This is a genomic window from Corynebacterium tuscaniense DNF00037, from assembly GCF_000759055.1.
In the GTDB taxonomy this organism is placed as follows: Bacteria; Actinomycetota; Actinomycetes; order Mycobacteriales; family Mycobacteriaceae; genus Corynebacterium; species Corynebacterium tuscaniense.
The window spans coordinates 38,955-48,171 of the sequence record NZ_JRNG01000020.1; the positions used below are offsets into that span (position 1 = coordinate 38,955).

The following is a 9,217-nucleotide window of genomic DNA, read 5'->3' on the forward strand; positions in this document are numbered from 1 at the left end:
CATAAATGCAGAAACTCCCCGAGCAAGACGAGCAGATGCTCTTTCGCGCGGGGAGTTTTGAGAAAACTAAGAGTGAGAAACTACTTCTCCTCGCCAGCCTTCACAGTTGCCTCCGTGGTGGAACCACCAGCAGCGGTGATCTTCTCCACCGCAGACTTGGAGAACTTCTCGGCGGTGATGTCCAGCTTGACGCTGATCTCGCCGTCGCCCAGGACCTTAACCGGCTGGTTCTTGCGCACAAGACCAGCAGCAACCAGGTCCGCAACAGCGACGGTGCCGCCCTTCGGGAACGCCTTTGCCAGGTCAGAAACATTGACCACCTGGTAGACGATCTTGTTCGGGTTCTTGAAGCCCTTGAGCTTCGGCAGACGCATGTGCAACGGCATCTGGCCACCCTCGAAAGCAGCAGAAACCTGCTTACGAGCCTTGGTGCCCTTCGTACCGCGACCTGCGGTTTTACCTTTGGAAGCCTCACCGCGGCCGACGCGGGTCTTGGCCTTGTTAGCGCCCTCAGCCGGGCGCAGATCATGGAGCTTGATTACTTCAGCCATGGTTTATCTACTCCCCTGCTACTTCTTCGACGGTGACCAGGTGGGCCACCTTGAGGATCTGGCCGCGCGTTGCGTCGTTGTCCTGCTTGATCACGGACTGGCCGATCTTGCGCAGGCCCAGAGCCTCCAGGTTCTTACGGGCAGCCGGCTTCTGGCCGACCTTGCCGTGGTGCAGCGTAATCTTCAGAGCCATTGTGCTTAAGCCTCCTGTCCTGCGCGTGCGCGCAGCATACGGGCCGGTGCGACCTCCTCGAGGGACTTGCCACGACGAGCGGCAACTTCCTCAGGGCGGACCAGCTCCTTCAGGCCAGCAACAGTGGCCTGAACCACGTTGAGGGCGTTGTCGGAGCCGAGGGACTTCGCCAGGATGTCCTGGACACCAGCGCACTCAAGCACCGGACGGGCTGCGCCACCGGCGATGACACCAGTACCAGGAGCAGCCGGGCGGAGCATCACGATGCCCGCTGCCGCTTCGCCCTGAACCGGGTGAGGGATGGTGCCGCCAATCATCGGGACGCGGAAGAAGTTCTTACGGGCTTCCTCTGCACCCTTCTGGATGGCAGCCGGGACTTCCTTTGCCTTGCCGTAGCCGACGCCGACCATGCCCTGGCCGTCGCCAACCACAACGAGTGCGGTGAAGGACATGTTGCGGCCGCCCTTGACGGTCTTGGCAACACGGTTGATGGTGACGACGCGCTCGATGTACTTATCGCGCTCGTCCTGTGCACCGCCACGGCGGTCGTCGCGGCGGCCTCGGCCACCACGCTCATTGCGGTCGTTGCGGCCACCGCGCTCGTTGCGGCCACCACGCTCGCCACGCTGTTCGGTGCTGTTGTTTTTCTGGTCTTCGGCGGATGCTCCGCCGTCACGCCGTTCACGCTCGGCCATTACGCGATCCTTCCGTTGATGTTTACGTACTTAGCTGCGATGGTCATTAGAACTTCAGACCACCTTCACGTGCGGCGTCTGCCAGAGCGGCGACGCGGCCGTGATACTTGTATCCGCCGCGGTCGAAGACGATCTCTTCGATGCCAGCAGCTTTGGCGCGCTCAGCGATGAGCTCACCAACCTTGGCTGCCTTGGCTTTCTTGTCGCCCTCGAGGGTGCGCACGGCATCTTCCATGGAGGAAGCAGAGACCAGGGTGTGGCCTGCCAGGTCGTCGATAACCTGCACGTGCACGTGGCGGGAGCTGCGGTGGACAACGAGACGCGGGGTCTCCGGGGTGCCACGCAGCGTCTTGCGGATGCGGTTGTGGCGGCGGACGCGTGCTTCGCGGCGGCGGGTTGCAATGTCCCGGCCGACCGGGGTGCGCTTCTGCTTTGCTTCAGTGCTCATTGTTTACTTACCCGTCTTTCCGACCTTGCGGCGAACCTGCTCGCCCGCGTAACGGATGCCCTTACCCTTGTACGGGTCATCCTTGCGGAGGCGGCGGATGTTCGCAGCGATCTGGCCAACCTGCTGCTTGTTGATGCCTTCGATGGACAGCTTCGTGTTGCCGTCAACGGCGAACGTGACGCCCTCCGGAGCCTCAATGAGGATCGGGTGGGAGTAGCCGAGGGAGAACTCGAGGTCCTTGCCCTTGAGCTGGACACGGTAGCCAACACCGAAGATCTCCATGTTGATCTTGTACCCCTCGGTCACGCCAACAACACAGTTGTTGATCAGCGAGCGGGTCAGACCGTGCAGGGAGCGGTTGTTGCGGTGGTCATCCGGACGGGTGACCACAATCTGGTTGTCTTCCACAGCAGCGGTGATCGGCTCCGGAACGTCGACGGAGAGGGTGCCCTTCGGGCCCTTCACCTCAACGAGCTGGCCATCGATCTTGGTTTCTACACCGTTGGGGATAGCGATGGGTGCGTTTCCTACGCGAGACATGTACTACTCCTCCCTTACCAGACGTAGGCGAGGACTTCCCCACCTACACCCTTCTCTTGGGCCTGGCGGTCCGTGAGCAGACCCTGGGACGTGGAGATGATTGCCACACCCAGGCCGCCGAGAACCTGCGGCAGGTCAGTCGACTTGGCGTACACGCGCAGGCCCGGCTTGGACACGCGACGCAGGCCAGCGATGGAAGCCTGACGGGACGGGCCGTACTTCAGGTCGAGGGAGAGGGTCTTGCCCACCTTTGCGTCCTCAACCTTGTAGTCAGCGATGTAGCCCTCCTGCTTGAGGATCTCCGCGATGTTGACCTTCAACTTCGAGGAGGGCATGGACACGGTCTCGTGGTGCGCATTGTTTGCGTTGCGCACGCGAGACAGCATGTCCGCAATGGGATCTGTCATGGTCATAGTTGACCGCTTACCTTTCTCGTTGCGGTTCCTCTCCACCCAGATGTCCACTGCGGGAAGCGGCTGACTGCGTTATCCGTGTGATGTGTCGGGGGCTACTTTTGCTCGCACACAGCGTGTGAACGAGCAGTTGGGGCGCTCCCCAGCGCTTAGTAACGCCAGGTGCTCGCCGCCACCCTCCATACGGTCCGCATTAAGGCGGGGGGCCTGCAACAAAGTTGGATTCTTACGTTCTTACGGCTCTGACGCGCACGAAATGCACACTACGTGCCATGCGCGCAGGTCCGCCGGTCAACCATACAGGTCAGCGCAGTTCAAGCACAAATCGCTTATCGACGCCACCCCACACCATCAACACGGCAGCGCCGGCCGAGACCTCACCCGCGTTTGACCGAGGTCGCTCTGTTCCCCATCACTCATGCCTTGCCAGTACGAGGCACTATCCGTCTGGCGCTTGGGCTTCGACGCGACCAAGTAAAGGCCTTGGGCGCGAATGAAGTCATCGCGGGCGTTTTCGGCCTTGCCCACATCGTCGATAAGCGCGAGCACATATCTCTCTTTTCCAGCGGCGACAGTGGTTTCCGCAGCGCTAAGGCGTTCATAGATTGTGATAGCGAAACCGTGCATGTATGAGCGGCGCGCCACCACCGTGGACACCCCGCGCATTCGATCCCCTTTCACCCGGCGCGCACCCGCGGCCATCTGGGGGTTGAGGATGGTGAAGAGTAATTCTACGCGCTCAACATGCCTGCGTACCCCAAAGACCATGGTTGATTCAACCTTGGTGGAATTGCGCTTGCCGTGCCTAAATGCCACACAATGAAGCGCCGCTACAAGGTAACTCAATAATTGCGACTGCATATCGGTGTACGAACCGACGAAGCGGAACTCACGCGTAATCACCTCATCGTTCGCACCGGGACTGTCTAAGTCCCGCTCCTCAAAACCGTACGTAGCCATTAAATCGAAGGCTTTACGGTAGAAGGCTTCACCTTCCGCAGTGCCCTCCTGATCAGCGGCTTGGTTGAGTAGCTTCTGAACACGCTCTTTGATTTTGTCGATGTTGCCGTGTGTCCCGATTGTTCCTGCACCCATTGTTTCCCCCTTGGCTGTTGTGTTGTTAAAAGGTACGAACCCATATCTATCGTCTAGGTGCGACACGCCCTCCTCATTGTGCGCGACAGCCTGTGGATAACTATTCGAATATGCAGCTCAGAACCTTTTGCCAAGCACGATGCGCGCTACTGGACTACCGTCGATAGCACAACCGTTACAGGCAGTATTGGTGGCGGGACCACATTCGATCTCAACTACAACTGAAAGGACAGACCTCCGCCATGACAACCACAACTGACAAACCCACCCCCGGCAACAAGATTGTGCTCATCGGCGCTGGCGATGTCGGTGTCGCCTACGCCTACGCGCTGGTGAACCAGGGATTGTGCGATCACCTGGCCATCATTGACATCAATGAGGAAAAGACATGGGGCCACGTTGAGGATCTGAACCACTCAGTTCCGTGGTCCGGACACAACACCCGCGTCACCGTGGGCACCTACGAGGACTGCCGCGACGCCGCCTTGGTGGTCAACTGCGCCGGCGTGGCCCAACGCCCGGGCGAAACCCGCCTAGATCTGGTTGCGCGCAACCTGAAGATCTTTAAGAGCATTGTGGACGAGGTCATGGCGCACGGCTTCAACGGCATTTTCCTCGTGGCCACCAACCCGGTAGACGTGTTGTCCTACGCCACGTGGAAGTTCTCCGGGCTGCCATCTTCCCGCGTGATCGGCTCCGGCACCATTCTGGATACCGCACGCTACCGCCACTCACTCGGCGAGTACTTTGGCATGAGTTCCACCTCCGTCCACGCCTACGTCATCGGTGAGCACGGCGATACGGAGTTGCCTGTTGTCTCCACGGGCAGTGTGTCCGGCGTGCCACTGCCAGAGAAGCTCAGGAAGGCCGCAGAGCACAACCCGGAAGCTTCCTCCGACATGACCACCATTTTTGAGGAAACCCGGGACGCTGCCTACAAGATCATCCAGGCCAAGGGGTCAACGTCTTACGGTATCGGCGGTGGCCTTGCCCGCATCACCCGCGCTGTGCTGAGCAATGAGGATGTTGTGCTGCCGGTCAGTGCCCTGCTGGAAGGCCAGTACGGCCTCGAAGACATTTACATTGGCACCCCGGCTGTGATCAATCGCAACGGCATCCGCGATGTCGTCGAACTCACGCTCGACGAGACAGAGTCCAAGCAATTCCAGCACTCCGCAGAGGTACTGCGCCAGGTGATGGTGGACGGCGGGCTCGTCGGGTAGCAGCCAGGGCGACATCAATGCATTACGACGAGGCCTTGGACCAGGCAGGTTCTGCTACGGCCGAGGTCCTTGGAGCGCTAGCCACTGTCAAAGTGTTGCTCCAAGGTTTCATCCGCCCGTGCGCCGCGCGGTGGCCTGACGTACGGGCCGTGATCAACCATCTCGAGTACGACGAGGCGACGGGTCAGTTCTCTCTTCCGCAGGAGGCACGAGATCTGCTGGATCGTTTCGAGGAGGAGTTTGATCAGGCCGAGGATAATGCGTGGCCCGAGGATCTGAATCCGCTTGATGGGCTGGCCATGGATGCTTTCATGGCCGTCCATAGGCTCATCCACAATACTGGGTATTCCTGGGGCAACCTCGGCTTACTCCTGTCCACCGACTGCGATGACTACCTGCATTTCATCCGCTTGTTTGCCTCCGCGCGGTGCCGGTTCACGGGTGAGACTCTCCACTTCTCAGAAATCGGAGGCGTGGGAAATGTCTTCGTGTTTGAGGATTTTCTGCCTCCCACACTCGTGGCAGCTACAGGTCCGAAGGATGTTGCCCGCATGCTTATCGACGCTGCCTGGGTCGCCCCCAACACAGTCGACGTAAAGCATGAGCCTGGAGTGATCTCACTCACCGGAGATGTAGACACGATGCGGCACATCTACGAGGTGGCCATGCGAAACGAGGACACGGAAGCAACGATCCGAGCACAGTCACCCTCCTTACCAGCAGATAAACGGGTGCGGTACGAGCCTGTCGTGGACTTCACCACCGAATGTCCGGTGCCTTTTCCGGATATTCTGGCTGCCATGGGCAACCCCGAACCACAGCCCATGATTGATGATATGAACTGGGGTGCCTTCCTCGGCAACGCCTACCGAGGCACGATCACACTCAATGGTGAAAAACTCCACGCTGCTGCAACGGAGAAAGACGGTGTGATCACCGAACTTGAGATCAGCCCCCAAGACAACGCCAGCTTCCTAGGCATCCCCTTTCATATCCCTACACCGACATTCACCGAACGGCTCGATGAGCGCGGCATACCCTGGGCTGATGACGGAAGACTGGGAATTGTGCTGTACGAACACTGGGTCACGCTGTACAACCATGACAGGAGGATCGAGGCGATTCTGTGGCACAACCCAGATACGTTGACTGATATTGATCTGCTCGATCTCGCGTTCCCGCCTGATAACCACCGCGGTTAGCAGCGGGAGATCGCTTCAGTGGCAATTCTTCGGGGCTCTTCGAGGCACTCAGCCCACCCTTCGGGCGCACCCTCATTAATAAAAGCAATGAGATCAAGTGCGCTTTTCGGCTCAGGAGTAAGCACCAAACTATTGCCACTTTTCCTGATCACCACACGGCCCTCTCCTTTCCAGCGACCTCCAGTAAAGGAAAGTTATCTACCCTGACCATACGCGGGTTGCGCGAGAAGATTCGCCAACCAACTACGCTGTCTTACGCTGCAAGCTCAAGGAAGCGACCCCGATCAGTACGACGCAGAAGGCCCCGAGAATCGTCGCGTCGCAGCTGAGTGAGTACACGCTTTGCTACAGCCAGGGTTGCCCTCATCGATCCCCGCGGCAAGCTGAAAGTGGCACAGTCCACAATGCGGGCTGATGCACCTTCCATCACTACGGCCGCGTCCTGTTTTTTCGCGTTACACATAGCTTCACCTTTGAGCACAAAACAGTAACCTGGCAAGTGTATTGAATAAAAGACACGGAAAGCCACGCCGAAACGAAAGAAACATGGGAAACACAGACCTGATCATCCACAAACCTGACGCACCCCTGACCATGCCCGACCAAGAGCTGATCGAGGCCGTGGTCGCTGCCACCGACGGACCACAGGTATCAGATGAATACCTGGAACAGCTACACAACCAGATCCTGCAGGACAACCGCGACCTCATCGAGGACGGACTCCTCTACCCCGACAGGACTGGACTTCGCGGCGAGCGCTGCCTCGTCGTTGACGTGTCGGACCATGTGGTCCCCTTGCTAGTCAAACGTCTTTCACACATCGCGGCGGGAATGGGGCTAGTGGTCGTCTCAGAACTCGATGATCTTGTATTCGCCTACGGTAATGAAATTCCGGGCATGTCCATCCGCACAAACGAATGGGACATTGCGTGGGCTTCCCCCCGTGCATTGCCACAGTGGTTGGAGCGTACGACAATGGCCATGAACTTTTACCACGACCGTGGCGATGACGCTGTGGACTTCCTCATCATCGAAGACACCAGCAAAGAACACCAGTTCATCCAAACGATCTACCGGCCCGCTATAGAGGCGTACCAGGTGGAGGTCCGCGACGGCGGCGCTGATGCCCACTACCAGGCAATGATCGCCAGCTACGACGAGACGCTCGCCGCATTTGAAACGTGGATGGCTACCGGTGAACGCCTGCCGCAGGTTGACTGGGCCCTCATCGACATGTAACCGAAATCTTTTAGAAAGACGAAACCCCCACCACCCAGCGGGAAGGCTGCGTGGTGGGGGCCAAGTGAGACGTCGATAAGCAAAAGCTTATGGGCGCTGCATCTTGCCATCCTTGTCCTTGAACGGGAAGCCGAAGTGGCGCAGGAGCGCGCGGCCTTCCTCGTCGTTGGCAGCGGTGGTCACAACGGTGATGTCCATACCGCGCGGACGGTCGATCTTGTCCACGTCGATCTCGTAGAACATGGTCTGCTCGGAGAGGCCGAAGGTGTAGTTGCCGTTGCCGTCGAACTGCTTGTCGGACAGGCCACGGAAGTCGCGGATACGCGGGAGAGCAACCGTCAGCAGACGGTCGAGGAACTCCCACATACGGTCGCCGCGCAGGGTGACCTTCGCACCGATGGGCATGCCTTCACGCAGCTTAAAGTTAGCAATGGAGGTCTTCGCGCGACGCAACTGCGGCTTCTGGCCAGTGATAGCGGTGAGGTCCTCGAGGGCACCGTTGATCACCTTGGAGTCACGTGCAGCGTCGCCGACACCCATGTTGACCACAATCTTGGTCAGACCCGGGATCTGCATGACGTTGTCGTAGCCGAACTCCTCAGAGAGCTTGCCGCGGATTTCGTCCTTGTAGCGCGTCTTCAAACGCGGGGTGTAGTTAGCCTCGCTCATTAGATGTCCTTCCCGTTCGACTTGGCCACGCGGACCTTCTTGCCGTTCTCATCGAAGCGGTAGCCCACACGGGTCGGGTTGCCATCAGAATCAACGAGCATCACATTGGACACGTGGATCGCTGCTTCCTGGGTAACAATGCCGCCGGACTCAGCGCCGCGCTCATTGTAGGAGTTGGCAACGTGCTTCTTCACACGGTTGACGCCCTCAACGAGGACGCGGTCGCGCTTCGGGTAAGCCTCAATGACGCGACCCTGCGCGCCCTTGTCCTTACCAGCGATGACCTGGACCATATCGCCCTTCTTGATCTTCAACTAGATCACCTCCGGAGCGAGAGAAACAATCTTCATGAACTTCTTGTCGCGCAGCTCACGTGCCACCGGGCCGAAGATACGGGTACCGCGGGGCTCGGTGTCGTTCTTGATCAGAACTGCAGCGTTCTCATCGAAGGAGATGTAGGAGCCGTCCGGGCGACGGGTTTCCTTCTTTGCGCGCACGATAACAGCGCGAACAATTTCGCCTTCCTTGACGTTGCCGCCGGGGGCAGCTTCCTTCACGGTGGCGACAATCGTGTCGCCGATACCGGCGAAGCGTCGAACAGAACCGCCGAGCACCTGGATGCACAGAATTTCGCGTGCACCAGTGTTGTCGGCGACCTTCAGACGCGATTCTTTCTGAATCACTTTTGGTCTCCTGACCTGGATCAATGTGCGCCAGATTTCCGTCCTGCACGCACGTGGTCAATGTCTTTGTGCCTTTTCGCTTATCGACGAACAGTGGAACCCACCGTCGAAGGGTCTCGCAGCATCAGCTCGGAAACGCGCGTTAGCTACGACCAGCGTGAGACAACTGTGGTATTTAACCATGTTTACCCCGCTGAACCCAAATCCATGCAGGGCTACGCAGCTTCGACCGCGAAAAAGAAAAACACCATTCCCCCTGGTCGGTT

At 58.8% G+C, this 9,217-nt stretch carries 15 protein-coding genes; 3 read left to right on the plus strand and 12 right to left on the minus strand.

The annotated features are described in order from the left end of the window. Positions 1 to 80 precede the first annotated feature (80 nt). The 7 genes from rplO to HMPREF2129_RS05840 form a co-directional block, all read right to left on the minus strand. A complete protein-coding gene (gene rplO / locus HMPREF2129_RS05810; RefSeq protein ID WP_034664236.1) occupies positions 81 to 551 on the minus strand; it encodes a 50S ribosomal protein L15 in 471 nt (156 codons plus the stop codon). A 7-nt stretch (positions 552 to 558) separates the two neighbouring features. Continuing rightward, positions 559 to 744, minus strand: a complete 186-nt coding sequence (rpmD, locus tag HMPREF2129_RS05815; RefSeq protein WP_034664237.1) for a 50S ribosomal protein L30 — start codon at positions 742 to 744, stop codon at positions 559 to 561. Positions 745 to 749: 5 nt separating this feature from the next. Continuing rightward, a complete protein-coding gene (rpsE, locus tag HMPREF2129_RS05820) occupies positions 750 to 1,439 on the minus strand; it encodes a 30S ribosomal protein S5 (protein ID WP_034664238.1) in 690 nt (229 codons plus the stop codon). Positions 1,440 to 1,485: 46 nt separating this feature from the next. After that, positions 1,486 to 1,887, minus strand: coding sequence for a 50S ribosomal protein L18 (rplR, locus tag HMPREF2129_RS05825; RefSeq protein ID WP_034664239.1), 402 nt, complete (start codon positions 1,885 to 1,887; stop codon positions 1,486 to 1,488). Positions 1,888 to 1,890: 3 nt separating this feature from the next. Then, on the minus strand, positions 1,891 to 2,427 hold the full coding sequence (rplF, locus tag HMPREF2129_RS05830; protein WP_034664240.1) for a 50S ribosomal protein L6: 537 nt from the start codon (positions 2,425 to 2,427) through the stop codon (positions 1,891 to 1,893). A gap of 14 nt (positions 2,428 to 2,441) precedes the next feature. Beyond that, positions 2,442 to 2,840, minus strand: coding sequence for a 30S ribosomal protein S8 (rpsH, locus tag HMPREF2129_RS05835; RefSeq protein WP_034664241.1), 399 nt, complete (start codon positions 2,838 to 2,840; stop codon positions 2,442 to 2,444). 351 nt (positions 2,841 to 3,191) lie between these two features. Further along, a complete protein-coding gene (locus tag HMPREF2129_RS05840) occupies positions 3,192 to 3,935 on the minus strand; it encodes a DUF2786 domain-containing protein (RefSeq protein WP_052092852.1) in 744 nt (247 codons plus the stop codon). A gap of 242 nt (positions 3,936 to 4,177) precedes the next feature. Between HMPREF2129_RS05840 and HMPREF2129_RS05845 the strand changes: the two genes are divergently transcribed. Both HMPREF2129_RS05845 and HMPREF2129_RS05850 read left to right on the plus strand, forming a co-directional pair. Next, complete coding sequence (locus tag HMPREF2129_RS05845) at positions 4,178 to 5,158, plus strand: L-lactate dehydrogenase (protein ID WP_034664242.1); 981 nt, start codon at positions 4,178 to 4,180, stop codon at positions 5,156 to 5,158. A 17-nt stretch (positions 5,159 to 5,175) separates the two neighbouring features. After that, positions 5,176 to 6,360 carry a hypothetical protein gene (locus HMPREF2129_RS05850; RefSeq protein ID WP_034664244.1) on the plus strand — a complete coding sequence of 395 codons (1,185 nt, stop codon included), beginning with the start codon at positions 5,176 to 5,178 and terminating at the stop codon, positions 6,358 to 6,360. Here the strand turns inward: HMPREF2129_RS05850 and HMPREF2129_RS10995 are convergent. Together HMPREF2129_RS10995 and HMPREF2129_RS11000 are read right to left on the minus strand one after the other, a co-directional pair. Next, entirely contained in the window at positions 6,357 to 6,512 is a 156-nt protein-coding gene (locus HMPREF2129_RS10995; RefSeq protein ID WP_156959244.1) for a hypothetical protein, read from the minus strand. The two genes, HMPREF2129_RS05850 and HMPREF2129_RS10995, sit on opposite strands and share 4 nt — an antisense overlap. 101 nt (positions 6,513 to 6,613) lie before the next feature. Further along, the gene (locus HMPREF2129_RS11000) at positions 6,614 to 6,823 is read right to left on the minus strand and encodes a hypothetical protein (protein WP_156959245.1); all 210 of its coding nucleotides are present in this window, start codon (positions 6,821 to 6,823) and stop codon (positions 6,614 to 6,616) included. 83 nt (positions 6,824 to 6,906) lie between these two features. Between HMPREF2129_RS11000 and HMPREF2129_RS05855 the strand changes: the two genes are divergently transcribed. Further along, positions 6,907 to 7,599 carry a hypothetical protein gene (locus HMPREF2129_RS05855; protein ID WP_034664246.1) on the plus strand — a complete coding sequence of 231 codons (693 nt, stop codon included), beginning with the start codon at positions 6,907 to 6,909 and terminating at the stop codon, positions 7,597 to 7,599. An 87-nt stretch (positions 7,600 to 7,686) separates the two neighbouring features. Here the strand turns inward: HMPREF2129_RS05855 and rplE are convergent, their stop codons facing one another. The 3 genes from rplE to rplN are packed head-to-tail and all read right to left on the minus strand — an operon-like array spanning position 7,687 to position 8,951. Then, positions 7,687 to 8,268 (minus strand): 50S ribosomal protein L5, encoded by a 582-nt coding sequence (rplE, locus tag HMPREF2129_RS05860; protein ID WP_034664248.1) that lies wholly within the window; start codon positions 8,266 to 8,268, stop codon positions 7,687 to 7,689. Continuing rightward, positions 8,268 to 8,582, minus strand: coding sequence for a 50S ribosomal protein L24 (gene rplX, locus HMPREF2129_RS05865; RefSeq protein ID WP_034664250.1), 315 nt, complete (start codon positions 8,580 to 8,582; stop codon positions 8,268 to 8,270). The genes rplE and rplX overlap by 1 nt, the downstream gene beginning before the upstream one ends. Continuing rightward, on the minus strand, positions 8,583 to 8,951 hold the full coding sequence (rplN, locus tag HMPREF2129_RS05870; protein ID WP_034664252.1) for a 50S ribosomal protein L14: 369 nt from the start codon (positions 8,949 to 8,951) through the stop codon (positions 8,583 to 8,585). It lies immediately after the preceding gene. Positions 8,952 to 9,217 lie beyond the last annotated feature (266 nt).

What these genes read in the sequence shown, in the direction of transcription:
- rplO (WP_034664236.1), bottom strand. Translation starts at nt 551, where the DNA reads ATGGCTGAAGTAATCAAGCTCCATGATCTGCGCCCGGCTGAGGGCGCT.
- rpmD (WP_034664237.1), bottom strand. Translation starts at nt 744, where the DNA reads ATGGCTCTGAAGATTACGCTGCACCACGGCAAGGTCGGCCAGAAGCCG.
- rpsE (WP_034664238.1), bottom strand. Translation starts at nt 1,439, where the DNA reads ATGGCCGAGCGTGAACGGCGTGACGGCGGAGCATCCGCCGAAGACCAG.
- rplR (WP_034664239.1), bottom strand. Translation starts at nt 1,887, where the DNA reads ATGAGCACTGAAGCAAAGCAGAAGCGCACCCCGGTCGGCCGGGACATT.
- rplF (WP_034664240.1), bottom strand. Translation starts at nt 2,427, where the DNA reads ATGTCTCGCGTAGGAAACGCACCCATCGCTATCCCCAACGGTGTAGAA.
- rpsH (WP_034664241.1), bottom strand. Translation starts at nt 2,840, where the DNA reads ATGACCATGACAGATCCCATTGCGGACATGCTGTCTCGCGTGCGCAAC.
- HMPREF2129_RS05840 (WP_052092852.1), bottom strand. Translation starts at nt 3,935, where the DNA reads ATGGGTGCAGGAACAATCGGGACACACGGCAACATCGACAAAATCAAA.
- HMPREF2129_RS05845 (WP_034664242.1), top strand. Translation starts at nt 4,178, where the DNA reads ATGACAACCACAACTGACAAACCCACCCCCGGCAACAAGATTGTGCTC.
- HMPREF2129_RS05850 (WP_034664244.1), top strand. Translation starts at nt 5,176, where the DNA reads ATGCATTACGACGAGGCCTTGGACCAGGCAGGTTCTGCTACGGCCGAG.
- HMPREF2129_RS11000 (WP_156959245.1), bottom strand. Translation starts at nt 6,823, where the DNA reads ATGTGTAACGCGAAAAAACAGGACGCGGCCGTAGTGATGGAAGGTGCA.
- HMPREF2129_RS05855 (WP_034664246.1), top strand. Translation starts at nt 6,907, where the DNA reads ATGGGAAACACAGACCTGATCATCCACAAACCTGACGCACCCCTGACC.
- rplE (WP_034664248.1), bottom strand. Translation starts at nt 8,268, where the DNA reads ATGAGCGAGGCTAACTACACCCCGCGTTTGAAGACGCGCTACAAGGAC.